At 43.3% G+C, this 18,648-nt stretch carries 16 protein-coding genes (1 of these 16 only partly in view); 3 read left to right on the top strand and 13 right to left on the bottom strand.

Going from position 1 to position 18,648, the window contains the following annotated elements; all coding sequences use genetic code 11:
• The 6 genes in view from ispD to tsaE are tightly spaced (at most 60 nt apart) and all read right to left on the bottom strand, a layout consistent with a single transcriptional unit that may run on beyond the window.
• Window positions 1-454, bottom strand: the 5' portion of a protein-coding gene (ispD, locus tag NQ503_RS04065; RefSeq protein WP_005421980.1) for a 2-C-methyl-D-erythritol 4-phosphate cytidylyltransferase. The gene continues 251 nt to the left of window position 1, outside the view; the window shows 454 of its 705 coding nt (coding positions 1-454); the start codon lies at window positions 452-454; its stop codon lies off the left edge, out of view.
• Between the two features lie 60 nt (window positions 455-514).
• Complete coding sequence (gene tsaD, locus NQ503_RS04060; RefSeq protein WP_005421975.1) at window positions 515-1,534, bottom strand: tRNA (adenosine(37)-N6)-threonylcarbamoyltransferase complex transferase subunit TsaD; 1,020 nt, start codon at window positions 1,532-1,534, stop codon at window positions 515-517.
• A 12-nt stretch (window positions 1,535-1,546) separates the two neighbouring features.
• Window positions 1,547-2,458: a ribonuclease Z gene (locus NQ503_RS04055; RefSeq protein WP_005421974.1), complete on the bottom strand. Its 912-nt coding sequence runs from the start codon at window positions 2,456-2,458 to the stop codon at window positions 1,547-1,549.
• Between the two features lie 6 nt (window positions 2,459-2,464).
• Complete coding sequence (gene rimI, locus NQ503_RS04050; RefSeq protein ID WP_005421972.1) at window positions 2,465-2,902, bottom strand: ribosomal protein S18-alanine N-acetyltransferase; 438 nt, start codon at window positions 2,900-2,902, stop codon at window positions 2,465-2,467.
• Entirely contained in the window at window positions 2,899-3,621 is a 723-nt protein-coding gene (tsaB, locus tag NQ503_RS04045; protein ID WP_044924720.1) for a tRNA (adenosine(37)-N6)-threonylcarbamoyltransferase complex dimerization subunit type 1 TsaB, read from the bottom strand. The genes rimI and tsaB overlap by 4 nt, the downstream gene beginning before the upstream one ends.
• A 10-nt stretch (window positions 3,622-3,631) precedes the next feature.
• A complete protein-coding gene (gene tsaE / locus NQ503_RS04040; protein ID WP_005421968.1) occupies window positions 3,632-4,057 on the bottom strand; it encodes a tRNA (adenosine(37)-N6)-threonylcarbamoyltransferase complex ATPase subunit type 1 TsaE in 426 nt (141 codons plus the stop codon).
• A 97-nt stretch (window positions 4,058-4,154) separates the two neighbouring features.
• On the opposite strand from tsaE, the gene NQ503_RS04035 reads away from it, so the two are divergent.
• Window positions 4,155-4,679, top strand: coding sequence for a peptidylprolyl isomerase (locus NQ503_RS04035; RefSeq protein ID WP_022388336.1), 525 nt, complete (start codon window positions 4,155-4,157; stop codon window positions 4,677-4,679).
• 103 nt (window positions 4,680-4,782) lie between these two features.
• Here NQ503_RS04035 and NQ503_RS04030 read toward each other — a convergent pair whose 3' ends face one another.
• The 6 genes from NQ503_RS04030 to ftsH form a co-directional block, all read right to left on the bottom strand.
• Window positions 4,783-5,439, bottom strand: coding sequence for a YigZ family protein (locus NQ503_RS04030; RefSeq protein ID WP_005421962.1), 657 nt, complete (start codon window positions 5,437-5,439; stop codon window positions 4,783-4,785).
• Between the two features lie 63 nt (window positions 5,440-5,502).
• Window positions 5,503-8,178: a transglycosylase domain-containing protein gene (locus tag NQ503_RS04025; protein WP_005421960.1), complete on the bottom strand. Its 2,676-nt coding sequence runs from the start codon at window positions 8,176-8,178 to the stop codon at window positions 5,503-5,505.
• 171 nt (window positions 8,179-8,349) lie between these two features.
• Complete coding sequence (locus NQ503_RS04020) at window positions 8,350-9,285, bottom strand: ROK family glucokinase (protein WP_044924716.1); 936 nt, start codon at window positions 9,283-9,285, stop codon at window positions 8,350-8,352.
• 57 nt (window positions 9,286-9,342) lie between these two features.
• Window positions 9,343-10,275 carry an HPr(Ser) kinase/phosphatase gene (hprK, locus tag NQ503_RS04015; protein WP_005421956.1) on the bottom strand — a complete coding sequence of 311 codons (933 nt, stop codon included), beginning with the start codon at window positions 10,273-10,275 and terminating at the stop codon, window positions 9,343-9,345.
• Between the two features lie 20 nt (window positions 10,276-10,295).
• Window positions 10,296-12,146, bottom strand: coding sequence for an excinuclease ABC subunit UvrC (gene uvrC, locus NQ503_RS04010; RefSeq protein ID WP_005421948.1), 1,851 nt, complete (start codon window positions 12,144-12,146; stop codon window positions 10,296-10,298).
• 1 nt (window position 12,147) lies between these two features.
• Window positions 12,148-14,211, bottom strand: a complete 2,064-nt coding sequence (gene ftsH, locus NQ503_RS04005; protein WP_005421941.1) for an ATP-dependent zinc metalloprotease FtsH — start codon at window positions 14,209-14,211, stop codon at window positions 12,148-12,150.
• Window positions 14,212-14,387: 176 nt separating this feature from the next.
• Between ftsH and NQ503_RS04000 the strand changes: the two genes are divergently transcribed.
• Window positions 14,388-15,866, top strand: a complete 1,479-nt coding sequence (locus NQ503_RS04000) for a DUF1846 domain-containing protein (protein WP_005421939.1) — start codon at window positions 14,388-14,390, stop codon at window positions 15,864-15,866.
• An 81-nt stretch (window positions 15,867-15,947) separates the two neighbouring features.
• On the opposite strand, the gene galE is transcribed toward NQ503_RS04000, so the two are convergent.
• Window positions 15,948-16,964, bottom strand: coding sequence for a UDP-glucose 4-epimerase GalE (galE, locus tag NQ503_RS03995; RefSeq protein WP_005421929.1), 1,017 nt, complete (start codon window positions 16,962-16,964; stop codon window positions 15,948-15,950).
• 382 nt (window positions 16,965-17,346) lie between these two features.
• Between galE and NQ503_RS03990 the strand changes: the two genes are divergently transcribed.
• The gene (locus NQ503_RS03990) at window positions 17,347-18,585 is read left to right on the top strand and encodes an ABC transporter substrate-binding protein (RefSeq protein ID WP_005421926.1); all 1,239 of its coding nucleotides are present in this window, start codon (window positions 17,347-17,349) and stop codon (window positions 18,583-18,585) included.
• Window positions 18,586-18,648 lie beyond the last annotated feature (63 nt).

Below are 18,648 nucleotides of genomic sequence, written 5' to 3'. Positions count from 1 at the left end.
CACTTACAAAATCAGCTTCATCTGCTACTTTTACTGTATCTTTAGAAGGCATACCAACAACACAGGCGCCTGTTTCCTGCACTCCAAACATTCCCCTTTCCAAAATCTCCTCGGTAATAAACGGTCTTGCCCCATCATGAATAAAGACATACTTACATTCTTCACACGCAAGAAGCCCCTTGTACACGGAATCATATCGTTCTTTTCCTCCGGCAATCACTGCTGAAACCTTTGTAAGCTGATAACGTTCCACAATTTCTCTTTTGCAGTAAGAGATCATGTCTTCTCCTGTCACTATGATAATATCATGAATCAAAGGACTCTCCTGAAAACATTTTAAAGAATAATATAAAACAGGATGTCCCTGAATTTCCAGGAACTGCTTTTGTATTTTGCTGTGCATACGCTTTCCCTGCCCTGCTGCCAGCACGATTGCGGTTGTTTTTTCTTTCATTTCAGTAACCTCCTGTTTTATTGTTCAAAAGATCTCTTTGCCCCTTGTTTTATTGTATATTCAACGCTCTCCAAGTTTCAGATTCGGTACTGCATTGAGATCCCAGCCATGCCGAGTACCTTTCATATATTCATAATATGCAGCTACCCCTATCATCGCAGCATTGTCTGTACAAAAAATCGGTGATGGACGATAGAACGTATATCCCCTTTCTGCGCATGCCTTTTCCATTGCAGCACGAAGTGTACCATTGGAAGCAACCCCTCCTGCAATAGCAATCTTAGTCATCTTGTAATCCCCTGCAGCAAGCATTGTATGTTCTACAAGAACATCTACCACCGCCTTCTGGAAAGATGCTGCCAGATCCACTCTATTTACTTCTTCACCTTTCATTTGAGCCTGATTTATATAATTCAGAACAGCTGATTTTACTCCACTGAAACTAAAATCATACGGGCAATCTCCGATTTTTGCACGAGGAAATACAATTGCTTCCGGATTTCCCTCTTTGGAAAGTTTGTCAATCTTCGGCCCTCCCGGATACCCCAGTCCAATCGCCCGAGCCACTTTGTCAAAAGCTTCTCCCGCAGCATCGTCACGTGTTCGTCCAAGTATCTCAAATTCTCCATAATCCTTCACAATAACCAGATGCGTATGACCGCCAGATACGATCAGACAAAGGAAGGGAGGTTCCAGATCCGGATGCTCAATATAGTTAGCAGATACATGTCCCTCTATATGATGCACGCCAACCAGTGGGAGTTTTTTCGCATATGCGATTGCTTTCGCCTCTGCAACCCCAACAAGAAGTGCACCAACCAGACCCGGTCCATAGGTTACACCAATGGCATCCAGGTCATCCAGCGTCACATCTGCTTCTTTTAACGCTTCTTCAATTACCTGATTTATTTTTTCAATATGTTTACGGGATGCAATTTCAGGCACAACACCCCCGTACAGCTTATGAAGTTCTATCTGTGATGATATTACATTGGAAAGAATCGTTCTTCCATTTTTTACTACTGAAGCTGCAGTTTCATCACAAGAACTCTCAATTGCCAAAATCAATGTATCTTTCATTTTCAGACTCCTCTAGTCTTCCTCAAAATTCAATTCTACACTTTTTCCATCTTTTCCCGGCCAGGCATTTGGAAAAATGCCTCGTACCATATCCATATATTCCTCCGGGTGAATCAGAGACGGACTGTAATGTGTAAGCCACAGTTCCTTTACATTTGCATCTCGCGCCAGAGCTGCAGCCTCTCGGAAAGTCATGTGTTTATATCCCTTTGCTTTTTCAATCTTATCTTCTTCTCCATACATACCTTCGCAGATAAAAAGATCTGATTCTGCAGCATTTCGTAGAATTGATTCCGTAGGCCTGGTATCTGTTGTATAAGTAACTTTAATGCCTTTTCGATCTGGTCCAAGAACCATATCCGGTGTATAAACTACACCATCTACTTCTATCGTCTGCCCCTTTTGGAGCGGATTCCAGTATTTTAAAGGTATTGCCTGCTCTTTTGCCCGCTCCGGTGAGAATTTACCCTGTCTCAGGATCTCAATCGTGTATCCATAGCAGATTACATTGTGATTCACTCTGAAAGCCGTAATACGATATCCATTCAATTCCAGAACCTCCTGCGGCTTTGTAATCTCTATAAATCGAATTTCAAAAGGCAGTTCCGGTGCGATGACTCTAAGGGCATTTACAACCCGTTCCAATCCTTTCGGTCCTACCAACGTAAGTGGCTCTGTCCGATCCGCATTTCCCATAGTAAGAAGTAATCCCGGAAGTCCACTGATATGATCTCCATGATAATGAGTAAAGCAGATCACATCGATTGGTTTAAAACTCCAGCCTCTTTCTTTAACTGCAACCTGCGTACCTTCTCCGCAGTCGATCAGCAGACTGCTGCCGTTATATCTTGTCATCAGCGCAGTCAGCCATCGTCTCGGAAGGGGCATCATCCCTCCACTTCCAAGCAAACATAAATCCAACATATATTTTCACTCCTGCATTTTCGTCATTAAAACCGCATTTTCTGTAGGGTCCGTATAATAGTTTTTACGCAGACCATCTTCTTTAAAGCCAAGACGTTCATACAGTCTTCTGGCCGTCCCATTACCTTCCCGCACTTCAAGATGTACGATATGGATTCCAATCATCTCTGCCATCTTCAACATACTGTCTACAAGAAAATAACCAATTCCTTCTCTTTGTCTGTCCGGACTCACTGCCACGTTCAGAATATCGCCCTCATCAAGAACCGTCTGCATGCTACAGTAAGCCAGTATTTTTTCTTTTTCTTCTATGACAAAAAACATTGTATTTTCTTTGGTAAGAAAAGTAAAAAAACCTTCTTTAGTCCACGGATCTGAAAACAATCTGTTTTCTATTTCCACAACCTGTTCCAAATCCTCCACTGTCATTTCACGAAACGTCATGCGTTACCGTCAGCTTTTGCCGCCTCCCGTTCTGCACGCTCACGCTCTGCCTGGGATACTCGCAGATAGTCCGGTACATGTTCCATTGCAGTTTCTGTTTTTCCTTCACGATAATAAATAAGTCCCAGTGCAGCCACTGCTGCTGCACGCTGTTTGTTTACATGTGCCGGGGCAAAAGAATATGGAACCTCCATTTTCTCTGTGATCAGTTCACAAAATACCGGTACTCCATCTCCCAGAAAAGTCACAGGTTGTCCATATGCATTCAACTTTTTGATCATTTCTTCCACTGGCACAGCCATCTGTTCTTCTACTGTTTCCAGCCTATGATCCGTAAAACGATAGATACCTGTATACACCTGTTTACGTCTTGCATCCATGATCGGACAGATCAGTCCTGGCGTATCATACAGATTGTAAGCAAGTCCCTCTACTGTCGGAATTGCCACTAATGGTTTCTTTAATGCCAATCCAAGCCCTTTCGCTGTTGCAGAGCCTATACGAAGTCCGGTAAAAGATCCCGGGCCAGCCGCAACTGCAATCGCATCAATGCTTTCCAGATCAAGTTCGGTCATCTTTACGATCTCATCCAGCATTGGAAGTAATGTCTGTGAATGTGTTTTCTTGTAATTAATGGTATATTCTGCTACCAGAACATCATCTTCTACGACAGCTACGGATGCTACGATTCCGGAACTGTCAAGACCTAAAATTCTCATATTTTTTCTCCTATAAGCCATCTACAGTTATCTTTCTGTAATCAAATCCCTGTGTCAGGTCTTTTTCTATTGTAATAGAAATAACATTATCCGGAAGAATCTCTTCGATCAGCTCAGCCCATTCGATCAAACAGATGCCATTTCCAAAGAAATAATCATCATATCCGATTTCTTCCATCTCTTCGATATCTCCAATTCGGTACACATCAAAATGATAGAAAGGAAGACGCCCCTCTTCATACACCTGTACAATTGTAAATGTCGGGCTGCTTACCGGTTCTGTAATACCAAGTCCCGCTGCCACCCCCTGTGTAAAAACCGTTTTACCTACCCCCAGATCTCCGGTCAGGGTATAAATCTGTCCAGGCTGGGCTGCTTTTCCTATTTTCTCACCCAGAGCATATGTTTCTTCAGGGCTTCTTGTCTCTGTTACCATCTGTTGAATCACCTTTTTCCTTGCAGAATTGTTCTTTGCATATTATAATAGAGCGCACAGAGAAAAACAATACTTTTTGCAAAAGGAGACTATGATTATGGCAAATACAAATCCGGTTGTAACTATCACTATGGAGAACGGTGATGTTATGAAAGCAGAACTGTATCCGGAAATCGCACCGAATACAGTAAATAATTTTATCAGTCTTGTCAAAAAAGGTTTCTACGACGGACTTATCTTTCATCGTGTCATCAATGGATTTATGATTCAGGGCGGATGCCCGGACGGAACCGGAATGGGTGGTCCAGGATATAGCATCAAAGGAGAATTTGCTCAAAATGGCATTGCAAATAATCTTGCTCATACCCCAGGAGTTCTTTCCATGGCAAGAGCCATGCATCCAAATTCCGGTGGAAGCCAGTTCTTCATTATGCACAAAGCTGCTCCACATCTGGACGGAAGCTATGCTGCATTTGGCAAAGTGATCGAGGGCATGGATGTTGTAAACAAAATTGCTGAAACCGAAACAGATTTCAGAGACAGACCGTTGGATGATCAGCAGATCAAATCTATGACTGTCGAAACCTTTGGTGTAGATTATCCAGAACCAGAGAAGTGCTGATTCAGCAAGCTCTTCAAGTAAATGAGGAGAAGCCTGATGGTGCGATATCTATCTTTTTCAGATAGAACCCGTTACCTTCCGGCTTCTTTTTTATTCCCATATTCTAATGATCAAATGTTATAACTTTTCCGTCGATCACTGCATAATACAGTTCCTGATCTTTTTCGATTCCGGCTCTTCCATTCGTTCCTTCTGTAATTGCCTTCTGTACGCTTCCTACATCCTGCACTGGAACCAGCAATTTCATGACCACTTTGTCCGTATATTCACTATCCAGCACTGGAATGTTTCTTTCTCCTGCAATGTACTGTATCTTGCCGAGCCCTGTATAATCTGTCGTAATCTTAAGTGCGATTCCCTTTTGTTTAAGAATCACCTTGCTTGCAGCAAGGCCTTCCTGCACTGCTTTGGAATACGCTCTTACAAGTCCACCTGTTCCAAGCAGCACGCCTCCAAAATATCTTGTTACTACAACCGCCACATTATAAATATCTTCTCCAAGGATCACATCAAGCATTGGCCTTCCAGCAGTTCCGGAAGGTTCTCCATCATCACTGCATCTGGTAAATTCACGGTTCATCCCAATCGAATACACATAGCAATTGTGTCTTGCATCCCAGTATTTTTTTTTCATCTCTTCCAGAAAAGCCAACGCTTCTTCTTCACTTTCCACTGGATGAACTGTCGCGATGAAGCGTGATTTTTTTTCAGTGATCTCGCCTTCTCCACCTTCATATACTGTTCTGTACTGTTCCAGCATAAGTACTCCTTCCTAAAACACAGGCTGCAACCGTCCAGGACGATCACAGCCTATATTCAGATACTATTCTTCTGTATAACCGGCATCTCCGCCGCCAGTATCGCCACCGGTATCTCCTCCACCAGTATCTCCGCCACCGGCATCTCCACCGCCGGTATCTCCGGCGTTATCTCCGGTATTATCTCCCGTATTATCTCCCGTATTACCACCGGTGTTATCTCCGGTATTATCTCCCGTATTATCACCCGTGTTATCTCCGGTATTGTCGCCCGTATTATCACCGGTATTATCACCATTCGGATTATTCGGATCCGGTGTCGGTTCTGGATTGTATATTTCTTCTTCCGTTGTGTATTCCTGCATACCGCTTTCGTCATCTCCGTAGAAATGCTGATCACAATAATCAGTCGGTATATCACCAATATCAAAGTATTCTGTAATAACCGGACAGCCAGCTCTTGGAAGAAGTCCCGTCTCTTCACAAACACTTATCTTGTCAACACTTGCAGGCATATCAAAATCTCTGTCCTCAAGGCCTTCATGAATTCGTGTCATTACTTTCTTCCAAAGGTTCTTATGGAAGTTTCGGGCGTCCTCCGGAAGTTTTTCATTATTGTCATATCCTGACCAAACTGCACATGTATAATATGGTGTATATCCTACAAACCAGAGGTCATTGTACGCATCTGTTGTACCTGTCTTTCCTGCAACTGTCATATTATCAAGCTGGCAGGCTGTACCTGTACCCTGTGTTACAACATCTTCCATAGCACTCGTCAACAGCCATGCTGTACTCTCTTTTATCACAGATCTTCCTGCAGAGTTCTTTTCAATCAGGACATTTCCATTATGATCCAGAATCTTTGTATAATAGATTGGTTCAATATAATTACCACTGTTGGCAATCGCCGCATATGCTGCACAAAGCTCTACGTTCGTTACACCATGTGTCAGACCACCGAGTGCAAGTGGAAGGTTCGCATCTGTCCAGACCGTTCCATTGGCATCTCTGTCCGCTTCTGTTCCATGAGCCAGTGTTGTAAATCCAAAATTATCCAGATACTGCAGACCAAGCTGTGGAGTAACCTCTTCCAGACATTTTACTGCCACAACGTTAACGGAATTCTGAATTGCCTTTCGGATCGTCGTTGTTCCACCATAACTCTTGGAAGCATTATTGACCGGAGATCCATCCGGATAGTTGTAAGGTTCATCTTCAAACGTTGTTGCAAGTGTCATTCCCTTCTCATTGAGAGCTGGTGCATACGTGGAAAGAATCTTAAATGTAGAACCTGGCTGTCTGGTCGTATCTGTCGCTCGGTTCAGAGTCAGACTGGCTGTCTTTTCTCCACGACCACCAATAATGGCCTTAACATAACCAGTATGCTGATCAATAACACTCATTGAAGACTGCGGCTGTGGTGCAAAGCTTACACGCTCAGCTACAACTGTGCTGCCATCCGCAAGAATACTTGCTTTATAACGATCCACATATTCCTGTCCTTCTTCCTGCGAATCAAACAGAAGGTCAAATTCCGGATCCTCATTCTGAAAATAAAGTTTCAGCATTTCTTTACTGTAGTTTACTTCTTCACCCTGTGGATTCTTGACTGTCAGTGCATAATCCAGTGCATACTGTACATAATCCGGATAATTGGATGGATCTGCATATTCTTCATCGAGGATGCTCTGGATTCGTGCATCCTGTGTTGTATAAATACTCAATCCACCGCTGTACACAAGATTCTGTGCCTGTGTGCGGGTATAACCTTTAATATTCATCAGGTCATTGACCACCTGATCGATCAGTTCATCCTCGAAGTAAGAATAAACCGTATTTTCTGTTTCGGAGTTCAAAACCTGTGCTGCCTGAATACCCGAATATACGTCATCATTGATCACCTGATCATACTGTTCCTGTGTAATGTATCCCTGATCCAGCATATGGTCCAGAACTTCTTTACGTCTTTTGGCGTTTGCTTCCGGATGCTCAATTGGATTATACTGTGTCGGATTCTGTGTGATTCCTGCCAGAGTCGCACATTCTGAAAGATTCAGATCCCAGACATCTTTGTCAAAATATTTGTGTGCCGCTGCCTGAACGCCATAAGTGCCGGCTCCCAGGTTGATTGTATTCAGATAGTTTTCAAGAATTACATTTTTGTTATTGATGTTCTTCTCGACCTCAACAGCAAGATACTGTTCCTGGATCTTACGCGTAAAACGCTCCAGCCAGGTTGATTCCTGTGTCCAGTTCGTAAATACATTATTTTTAAGCAGCTGCTGTGTAATAGTACTGGCACCTTCTGAAAGGTCTCCAGATGTGATATTCTTTACAAACGCACGGAGAATACCTCTTACGTCAATTCCATTATGCTCATAAAAACGCTCATCTTCAATTGCCACGACTGCATGCTGAAGATCCAGCGGGATCTGGTCTATGGAAACCGGAAGTCGGTTGGAACTTGGTGCTGTCAGTTTACGAAGCTGATTGCCGTCCCCGTCGTACAAAAAAGTCGCATATCCCAGAGGTGATATATCAATATCATTCGCATCCGGTGCATTGTCTATTATTCCTCGAAAAGCCCCGATTCCCGTACATCCTATAACCACGCAAATTGTGATCAAAGCAACAAACAGGACTCTGATCAACGAAACATGCGCTCTTTTTCCCATCATGGCAGTACGGGAAATCAGCGAATTTCGCTTCTTTGAGACTGATTTTTTTCCGTAATTCATGGTTTTCCTCCTTAATAGTCCGTTTTATTATAACAAATAAGAATTCGTAAATAAAGCCCTAAATAAAAACTTCACATTTTTGACATTAAAAAAGAAGCTTCCCTTTTATAGAAAGCTTCTTCTATGTATTTATCTCTTATTTTACGATCTTTTATTCTCAGAATGTTATTCTTAAAGAACCATTTTAGCTGCGCCGCAGATCCCAGCGTCATTTCCAAGTGTTGCAAGAACAATCTGTGTATCTTTGCAGGATGGAAATGCATATTTCATATAATATTTCTGAATGCAGTCAATCAGTGGCTGTCCGGCCTTGGATACCCCTCCACCGATTACGATTGCTTCCGGATCAACAACTGCTGCAAAACCAGCAAGTGCTCCACCAAGAAGATCTCCTACATATTCCATGATACGCACTGCAAGTGCATCACCTTCCTTGAATGCATCAAGGACATCTTTTGCTGTGATGTTCTGGAGTCCGCGAAGAGTACTGTCTTCTTCAGATGCAGCAAGCATTCTTCCTGCCACACGTACGATTCCGGTAGCAGATGCATACTGTTCCAGACATCCATGATTGCCGCAGTTACATTTTTCTGCTTCGCCACGTACAACCAGCACATGGCCGATTTCACCACCGGCACCATGTGTTCCGGCAACGATTTTGCCATCTACAATGATTCCGCCACCCACACCTGTACCAAGTGTCACCATGATGACATTATCAGAGCCGGCAGCTGCACCTTTCCACGCTTCTCCCAGAGCAGCAACATTGGCATCATTTCCTGCACATGCTTTAAGTCCTGTCAGATCATGAAGGATCTGTGCTACCGGTGTAAATCCCCAGTAAAGATTTACCGCACATGCAGCTTCCCCTTTAGAATTGATCGGTCCCGGAATTCCGATTCCAACGCCTTCCACATCAGCTTTCTCAATACCTTTTTCTACCATTTTTTCTTGAATAGCCTTTGCCACATCCGGAAGAATGTTTTCGCCTTTATTTTCTGTTCTTGTTGGAATCTCCCATTTGTCAACAAGATTACCGTCTGTCTGGAAAAGACCGCATTTTACGGTTGTCCCCCCTACATCAATCCCAAAACAATATGAACCCATTTTCATCCACCTTTCCCTGTTTGCCAGTCGTTTTTGTTTTTATAAAAAAATATTTTATCAGCTTTCACGCTTACGTGCAATATTAGCCTGTACACGTTTGTACAGTTCTTCTGCCGCATTGTATCCCATCTTCTTCTGTCTGTGGTTGACAGCCGCTGATTCTACAATAACCGCCAGGTTACGTCCTGGTCTGATCGGCAGAGAATGGCAGACAATCTTGTTTCCAAGATACTCTGTATATTCTTCATGAAGTCCGAGACGATCGTATTCTTTATCGCGGTCCCACTCTTCAAGTTTGATGACAAGATCAACAGACTGCGTATCTTTAACACTTTCTACACCAAACAGTGTCTTGACATCAATAATACCGATGCCGCGAAGTTCGATAAAATGACGGGTAATATCCGGTGCCGAGCCTACCAGAGTGACATCACTGACTTTACGCAGCTCTACAACATCATCACTTACAAGACGATGTCCTCGTTTAATCAGCTCCAGTGCAGCTTCACTCTTACCAATACCGCTCTCTCCTGTGATCAGAATTCCTTCGCCATAAACATCTACAAGCACACCATGAATGGAAATACATGGAGCCAGCTGAACACCAAGCCAGCGGATAATCTCTGCCATCAGACTGGAAGTGGTTCTCTCTGTAACAAATGTCGGCACATTGTATTTGATTGCCATATCGATCATATCCTGTGAGGGCTTGGTCATCGTACTGAAGATAACGCATGGAATCTTACTTGAAATAAAACGTTCATATTTCATCATTCTCTTTTCATCACTGAGCTGCATCAGATATGTGTACTCTACATAACCAATGATCTGAACACGTTCATTTGCAAAATGCTCCAGATAACCGGTCAGCTGCAGTGCCGGACGGTTGATTTCCGCCGTCATGATCCGCATCTCGGACAGATCAATTTCAGGAGTCAGATTTGTAAGGTTAAGCTCCTGTACCATCTTTGTCATCAATACACCTTTCATAATGTGTTCTCCTTTAATGTTTATTTATTCGGGTGAAAAAATTCATACACCTGTTTTGCACTTCCTATATTCATTGACTCCGTCTCTGCAAGTTCTTCTACCGTTGCATCACGGATTCCTTCTATCGAACGGTAACGTCGCATCAGAGCTTTTCGTCTCCGTTCGCCGATTCCCGGAATATCATCCAGAACAGAATGAACCTGTTCTTTACTTCGAAGCGATCGATGATATTCTATTGCGAAACGGTGAGCCTCATCCTGTATTCTTGTGATCAGGCGAAATCCTTCACTGTTGGTGTCGATTGGTATTTCAATATTATCAAAATAAAGTCCTCTCGTTCGATGATGATCATCTTTTACCATACCACAGACCGGGATCCGTATTCCAAGTTTATCAAGAACACCCAGTGCTATATTTACCTGGCCTCTTCCACCATCCATCAGAAGCAGATCCGGCATTCTGGAAAAGCTGTCAAATTCTCCGTTGCTTTCATGTGTAAACCGCCTTGTCAAAACCTCTTCCATACTGGCATAATCGTTCGGGCCCTGCACAGATTTAATGCGAAACTTACGGTAATCGCTGCGCTTTGGCTTTCCTTTCTCATAAACAACCATGGAACCTACGGACTCAAATCCACTGATATTAGAGATATCAAAAGCTTCCATTCGATTAAGACCTTTAAGCCCAAGCCAATCTTCCACTTCATGAACCGCTCCGATCGTTCTGCCTTCTTCCCTTCGAATACGCTCACGGTCCTTCTCCAGAACCATTCGCGCATTCTCCCATGCAAGTTCAACAAGCTTTTCCTTGGTTCCTTTTTTGGGCACAACAATACGAACTTTCTGTTTTCTTCTGGATGTCAGCCATTCCTCAATAACATCCGCATCTTCTATCTCTGTCTGCAGTGTAATCTCTCCCGGAATAAATGGTGTACCGGCATAAAACTGCTTTACAAAACTGGACAATACTTGTGACCGGGTATCTCCTCTGGCCACTCTCAGATAAAAATGATCCCTTCCAATCAGCTTGCCATCACGCATAAAAAACACCTGAACAACTGCATCCTGTTCTCGCAGATCAAGGCTTTCATCCATATCACACGCTATGATATCTCTGTCTTCTTCTCCATATGCTGTAATCTTCTGCCGCTCGCCGATCTTCTGGATACTTCGTATCAGATCTCGAGCTTCTGCAGCATCCTCAAAGCGCATTTCTTCAGATGCTTTCTGCATTTTTTCAGTGAGTTGATCGATCGTTTCCTGAAAATCTCCGTTTAGAAAACGAATGACCTTCTGGATATTTTCTTTATAGGCACGCTGATCCGCATGGCCGGTACACGGGCCCATGCACTGTTTCATGTGATAATACAGGCATGGACGGTCCTTTCCACAGTCTCTCGGAAGGTTCCGATTACAAGAACGTACCTGATACAATTTACGTACCAGTTCTATGACATCTTTTACAGCGCCACCACTGGTATATGGACCAAAATAACGGTTCTTGTCTTTTTTCATTCTTCTGGCGAACAATACCCTTGGATAAGCCTCCTGAACAGTCACCTTAATAAACGGGTAACTCTTGTCATCTTTCAGCATGGTATTGTATTTCGGTCGATGTTCCTTGATCAGATTGCTTTCAAGGACCAGGGCCTCCAGTTCAGAATCTGTAATGATATATTCAAATCTGGCTATGTGGGTGACCATCTGCTCAATCTTGGCACCTTTGTTACGGCTACTCTGAAAATACTGCCGCACACGGTTTTTAAGGCTGATCGCTTTTCCTACATAAATGATCTCATCCCGTTCATCGTGCATCAGATAGACACCCGGTTTCGCGGGAAGTTTTTTTAGTTCTTCTTCAATCTGAAACATATTACTCCTCAGAATCAGATTCGTCGTTGTCTGTTTCAGTCACATCAACAGCAGAAATTTCATGTACAGGTTCTGCCGGTGTTTCTTCCGCTGTCAACCCTTCTGTATTTTCCACTGCTGTCCTGTCGGCAGTCGTCTGTACTTCATCCGGAAGGTCATCCAGATTCTCCGGAATCTCCAGTCCTTTCTCAACCGCACGGAAGATCTTCATAAATTCCTTACCAGTGATCGTCTCTCTGCTGATGAGATATCCGGCAATCTTATCCAGTGCCTCTCTGTGCTCATTCAGAAGTCTCTTGGCTTCTTCATAAGAATAATGCAGAAGCTGCATAACCTCATGATCAATCTCTGTTGCAGTATCATCACCACAGTTCAGCACCGCACGTCCTGACAAATACTGATTTTCCTGAGATGCCAGTCCCATCAGTCCAAATTTCTGAGACATACCATACTGTGTGATCATTGCCCGTGCGACTTTAGTTGCCTGTTCAATATCATTGGCAGCACCGGTAGTGACCGTATCAAACACAATTTCTTCTGCTGCACGTCCGCCCAGATATCCGACCAGCATTGCTTCCAGTTCTTTCTGGGTATTAAGATATTTTTCTTCCTCAGGTACCTGCATAACATAACCAAGTGCTCCCATAGTTCTCGGCACGATCGTTATTTTCTGCACAGGTTCTGCATCTTTCTGTAATGCATTGACAAGCGCATGGCCAACTTCATGATAGGAAACTATTTTTCTTTCCTGCGGGCTTAAGATACGATCTTTCTTCTCTTTACCAACAAGTACAACTTCAACAGATTCCTGAAGATCTTTCTGCGAAACAGCTCTGCGGCCATTTTTGACAGCAAGGATTGCAGCTTCATTGATCATATTGGCAAGATCCGATCCCACAGCCCCTGATGTAGCAAGCGCAATTGCTTCCAGATTGACCGTTTCATCCAGCATGACGTTTTTGGCATGGACTTTGAGAATTTCCACACGTCCTTTCAGATCCGGGCGATCAACAATGATACGTCTGTCAAAACGGCCAGGACGCAGAAGTGCCGGATCCAGTACTTCTGGACGATTGGTTGCCGCGAGGATCAGAAGCCCTTTTGAAGTATCAAATCCATCCATTTCCGCAAGCAGCTGATTCAGTGTCTGCTCACGTTCATCATTGCCTCCACCGTAACGTGAATCACGGCTTTTACCGATTGCATCGATTTCATCGATAAATACGATACATGGTGCATTTTTCTTCGCTTCTTCAAACAGGTCCCTTACTCGGGATGCACCTACACCAACAAACATCTCTACAAATTCTGAACCAGAAAGTGAAAAGAACGGTACATTCGCCTCGCCTGCTACTGCCTTGGCAAGAAGTGTCTTACCTGTTCCCGGAGGTCCTACAAGAAGCGCTCCTTTCGGAAGTTTTGCACCAATTGCAGTGTATTTCCCCGGATTATGCAGAAAATCCACAACTTCCTGCAAAGATTCTTTTGCTTCTTCCTGTCCTGCAACATCTTTAAATGTCACTCCGGTTTCTTTTTGAACATAAGCTTTTGCCCTGCTCTTACCAACACCCATGATGCCGTTTCCACCTTTGTTCATCCGCCGCATAAAAAACATCAGCATAAAAAACAGAACTACTGTCGGCAGTAGAACACTGATCATGGTCGAAACAAATTCTCCCATAGCATCCGGCTGCTCATAATGGAATACGATATCCGTTCCCTCCAGACGTTTTGTAAGGGCGTCTGCATCCTCCATCTGGTTTACTTTATAACTTACCTTCTGGTAGTAGGATTTCTGGATCTTAGGTACAACAGTCAGCACACCTGACTGAAGAGTAACTTCTTTTACCTGATCCTTCTCTACCATTTCGATAAATTTATCATATGTGATCTCACTGGACTTGTCGCTCATCATATCTGTTACAAAGCTCAGGCATACCAGTGAAATCAGCAGACAAATCAAAAAAGCCAGAACAGACTGGCGGTTTTTATTCGGTCCCTGATTGCCAGGATTGTTTCGATTCGGACGGTTTCGATCCGGCCGATTGTCCATCTGATTGTTCATTCTTGTCCTCCTCTTGTTATCTTCTTTATTATAAAGATATTTCCTGTATAAATCAACTGAAAAACTGTGATTGTTTGCAGTACATTACTTGCCTGTGAACAGTAAGTGTAGTATACTATCAACGTAATAGCCGGAAGTTTGTTCCGGCTAAATGTGATGGGAAAGGAAAACGATAAATGAAAATTGGATTTGATAATGACAAGTATCTGACCATGCAGTCCGAGCATATTCGTGACCGCATCAGCAAATTTGACAACAAACTTTATCTGGAATTCGGTGGAAAACTTTTTGATGATTATCATGCTTCCCGTGTTCTTCCAGGCTTCGAACCTGACAGTAAGCTACGTATGCTCATGCAGCTGAGCGATCAGGCAGAGATCGTTATCGTTATCAGTGCTGCAGATATTGACAAAAACAAAATGCGAGGAGACCTTGGTATTACTTACGATGAAGATGTTCTGCGTCTGATCGATGCCTTTACAGAACGTGGTCTCTATGTAGGCAGTGTATGCATTACACGTTATGCCGGTCAGGAAAGTGCTGATCATTTCAAGAAACGTCTTGAAAAGCTCGGCATCAAAGTATATTTCCACTACAGTATTCCCGGATATCCAAGCAATATCCCTCTTATCGTAAGTGATGAAGGATATGGAAAGAACGAATATATCGAGACCACAAGACCGCTGGTAGTTATCACTGCGCCAGGACCGGGAAGCGGAAAAATGGCGACCTGTCTTTCCCAGCTGTATCACGAATACAAACGCGGAGTAGCTGCCGGTTATGCCAAATTTGAAACATTCCCAATCTGGAACATTCCGCTGAAACATCCGGTCAATCTAGCATACGAAGCAGCAACTGCTGACCTGAATGATGTCAATATGATCGACCCGTTCCATCTGGAAGCTTACGGTGAAACAACGGTCAACTATAACCGTGATGTGGAGATTTTCCCGGTTCTCCAGGCAATGTTCGAAAAGATCATGGGCGAGTGCCCTTACAAATCACCTACTGACATGGGTGTAAATATGGCCGGAAACTGTATCGTAGATGATGAAGCCTGCTGTGAAGCATCACGCCAGGAGATTATCCGCCGCTACTATAAGAGCTGTGCAGCGCTTCTCACCGGTACAGGTACAGAAGAAGAAATCCGTAAGATCGAACTGCTTCTGAAACAGGCTCATGCCTCTCTGGAAGACCGTAAAGTTGTTCCGGCAAGCCTTCAGAAAGAAAAAGAAACCGAAGGTCCTGCTGCCGCTCTGGAGCTGACTGACGGACGTATGATCTTCGGCAAAACTTCTGAACTGCTCGGTGCCTCCTCTGCCCTTCTTCTGAATGCATTGAAAGAGCTGGCTGGTATTCCTCATGAGAACCATGTAATCTCACCAGAAGCAATACGACCGATTCAGGAATTAAAGACGCAGTATCTCGGAAGCAAAAACCCACGTCTTCATACTGACGAGACACTGATCGCACTTTCCGTCAGCGCAGCAAATAATCCGGAAGCACGCAAGGCACTGGAACAGTTACCATCTCTTCGTGGCTGCCAGGCGCATACCTCTGTCATGCTGTCTTCTGTTGATATCTGGGAGTTCCGCAAACTTGGCATTGAACTGACCTGCGAGCCAAAATTTGAAAAAGAAAAAATATATCATTAATTCAATCAACTTTCATCAGATTCCAAAAAATCCCCGGTACCGTAATGGTATCGGGGATCTTTATATATATGCTTCTGAGATTTAGTCTTCGTATCCGTTCGGATTCTTCTGCTGGAAATTCCAGGAATCTGCACACATATCTTTGATATCGTACTCTGCTTCCCAGCCAAGTTCTTTCTTTGCTTTGGTCGCATCAGAATAACATGTCGCAACATCACCTGCACGACGTGGTTTGATAGAGTAAGGAATTTTGATTCCTGTCGCAGCTTCAAAATTCTTAACGATGTCAAGGACGCTGTATCCTTTGCCTGTTCCCAGATTATAAATGCTGAGTCCGGAATTATCTTCCAGTTTCTTAACTGCTTTTACATGTCCCTTTGCAAGGTCAACTACATGAATGTAATCTCTCACTCCGGTTCCATCCGGTGTATCATAATCATTACCAAATACTCCAAGCTCTTTCAGCTTACCAACTGCAACCTGTGTGATATATGGCATCAGGTTGTTCGGAATACCGTTCGGATTCTCACCGATAAGACCACTCTTATGAGCACCGATCGGATTGAAGTAACGAAGAAGTACTACATTCCATTCCGGATCTGCTTTCTGGATATCTGTAAGAATCTGTTCCAGCATGGATTTGGTCCAGCCATAAGGATTGGTACACTGTCCTTTCGGGCATTCTTCTGTGATCGGAATGATTGCCGGATCGCCATATACAGTTGCCGAAGAGGAGAAAATAATATTTTTGACACCGTGTTTTCTCATCACATCTACAAGAGTAAGTGTACCAGCAATATTATTCTCATAATATTCCCAAGGTTTTACAACAGACTCTCCGACTGCTTTCAATCCAGCAAAATGTATACAGGAATCAATGTCTTCCTTTTCAAAAACTTCATTCAGTCCTTCACGATCAAGAATATCTTTTTTATAAAACTTCACCGGCTTACCTGTGATCTTTTCTACTCGTTCCAGGCTTTTTTCACTGGAGTTGCTTAAATTATCCAGAACAACCACATCATATCCTGCATTCTGCAGCTCTACCACTGTGTGACTTCCAATAAAACCTGCTCCACCTGTTACTAAAATTGCCATGATTTATCTCCTCCTGACGTTTGCTTTAGTTCTGCTTTATTTCGATGTCATTGTATCACCATTCTTTTTTTTTCACAATATATTCCAGAAGTATCCCTCAGATTTTACTAAAACTCCCTCAGATTTTACTATTACCAGAATATTTGTAAGAATTTTATTTATCCTGCATACCTGCAATTCTGCATTCTTATGTTTGTGCAATCTGTCATTCCATATTTTTATGCAATATATATTATTTTTTTTGTGATTTCGGGCCTTTTTTATACATTTTTATTGACACTGTCTGGTATAAACGATATAATCAACCTAAATTCTTCGTGCTAACCACGAAACCAAACTGACGATTCTGTCAGTTTCACCAAACAAAAGGGAGGACTTATCTATGAAACGAAAAATCGCATTAGCTATGGTACTGGCAATGACCGCATCAATGGCTCAGCCTGTTCTTGCAGCAGACAGTAAAACTACTCTGGATGTTATCATCAGTCAGTATGGTACTCAGACTCAGACCTGGTGGACTCAGTTTGAGAAAGATTTTGAAGCAGAGAATCCTGATATCGATCTGAATGTGGAAATTGTTTCCTGGAATGATCTTTATACAAAAGTAAATACACTTGTTGCAAACAACAATGCACCTGATATTCTGAACATCGATGTTCTTGCAGATTATGTGGCTGATGATCTGCTGATGCCTGCTACAGAATATGCTTCTGAAGATCTCCAGGCAAAATTCTTCCCGGCATTCTGGGAAGCAAGCACAATCGATGATACTGTATACGCATTACCGATCCTGGCATCCTGCCGTGCTCTCTTCTATAATAAAGATATCCTTGATGAAGCAGGCGCTACCGTTCCTACTACATGGGCTGAAGTTCAGGAAACAGCACAGAAGATCAAAGATAAATTCGGTGATGACGTTTATCCATGGGGTATTGATATGACAACTGACGAAGGTCAGGCTGCATTCTCCTATTATACATGGAATAACGGTGGTGGATTTGTAGACGAAAACGGTGACTGGGCTCTAAACAGTGACAAGAACGTTGAAGCTCTTAACTTTGCAATCGGTCTTGTAAACGATGGATATACAAACTCTGACCCGGCCAACGAAACACGTTATGATCTTCAGGATATGTTCGGTGCAGGAAAAGTTGCTATGATGATCGGACCGAACAACATTCCTACTTATCTTTCTGATGGCGGATATGATATCAACTACGATGTAACTACTATCCCGGCTAACGAAGGATGTGACTCTGTTGCAATGGGTGTTTGCGACCGTCTCGAGGTATTCAAAGATGACTCCGCTGAAGATCAGGAAGCTCGTACAGCTGCCATCAGTAAATTCTTCGACTTCTTCTATGATGACGAACGTTACGCTGATTACATGGTATTCGAGGGATTCCTTCCTACTACTCAGACAGCAGCAGACCTTCTTGCAAAAGATGATGATACTTTCGCATCCTGGATCGATATCCTGCAGAGCTGCAACTTCTACCCGGCAACTAAGACCGAATGGGCAGATGTTAAACAGGGCGTAATCGAAGTTGAACAGAACGCACTTCTCGGTGATGACGTTCAGACACTTCTGGATGACCTTCAGGCTGATATTGCCGGCTGATCATCTTCCAATTAAATGTAACTTTACCGGGAGCCGGAACATTAGTGACCGGCTCCCGCTTCT

The sequence above is a fragment of the Blautia obeum ATCC 29174 genome (assembly GCF_025147765.1).
Taxonomy (GTDB): domain Bacteria; phylum Bacillota; class Clostridia; order Lachnospirales; family Lachnospiraceae; genus Blautia_A; species Blautia_A obeum.
This window is presented reverse-complemented; position numbering and strand designations above follow the sequence as displayed.

Excerpts from the sequence above, each read along its gene's own strand:
- tsaD (WP_005421975.1), bottom strand. The coding sequence starts at position 1,534 with ATGAAAGATACATTGATTTTGGCAATTGAGAGTTCTTGTGATGAAACT.
- NQ503_RS04055 (WP_005421974.1), bottom strand. The coding sequence starts at position 2,458 with ATGTTGGATTTATGTTTGCTTGGAAGTGGAGGGATGATGCCCCTTCCG.
- rimI (WP_005421972.1), bottom strand. The coding sequence starts at position 2,902 with ATGACGTTTCGTGAAATGACAGTGGAGGATTTGGAACAGGTTGTGGAA.
- tsaB (WP_044924720.1), bottom strand. The coding sequence starts at position 3,621 with ATGAGAATTTTAGGTCTTGACAGTTCCGGAATCGTAGCATCCGTAGCT.
- tsaE (WP_005421968.1), bottom strand. The coding sequence starts at position 4,057 with ATGGTAACAGAGACAAGAAGCCCTGAAGAAACATATGCTCTGGGTGAG.
- NQ503_RS04035 (WP_022388336.1), top strand. The coding sequence starts at position 4,155 with ATGGCAAATACAAATCCGGTTGTAACTATCACTATGGAGAACGGTGAT.
- NQ503_RS04030 (WP_005421962.1), bottom strand. The coding sequence starts at position 5,439 with ATGCTGGAACAGTACAGAACAGTATATGAAGGTGGAGAAGGCGAGATC.
- NQ503_RS04025 (WP_005421960.1), bottom strand. The coding sequence starts at position 8,178 with ATGAATTACGGAAAAAAATCAGTCTCAAAGAAGCGAAATTCGCTGATT.
- NQ503_RS04020 (WP_044924716.1), bottom strand. The coding sequence starts at position 9,285 with ATGGGTTCATATTGTTTTGGGATTGATGTAGGGGGGACAACCGTAAAA.
- hprK (WP_005421956.1), bottom strand. The coding sequence starts at position 10,275 with ATGAAAGGTGTATTGATGACAAAGATGGTACAGGAGCTTAACCTTACA.
- uvrC (WP_005421948.1), bottom strand. The coding sequence starts at position 12,146 with ATGTTTCAGATTGAAGAAGAACTAAAAAAACTTCCCGCGAAACCGGGT.
- ftsH (WP_005421941.1), bottom strand. The coding sequence starts at position 14,211 with ATGAACAATCAGATGGACAATCGGCCGGATCGAAACCGTCCGAATCGA.
- NQ503_RS04000 (WP_005421939.1), top strand. The coding sequence starts at position 14,388 with ATGAAAATTGGATTTGATAATGACAAGTATCTGACCATGCAGTCCGAG.
- galE (WP_005421929.1), bottom strand. The coding sequence starts at position 16,964 with ATGGCAATTTTAGTAACAGGTGGAGCAGGTTTTATTGGAAGTCACACA.
- NQ503_RS03990 (WP_005421926.1), top strand. The coding sequence starts at position 17,347 with ATGAAACGAAAAATCGCATTAGCTATGGTACTGGCAATGACCGCATCA.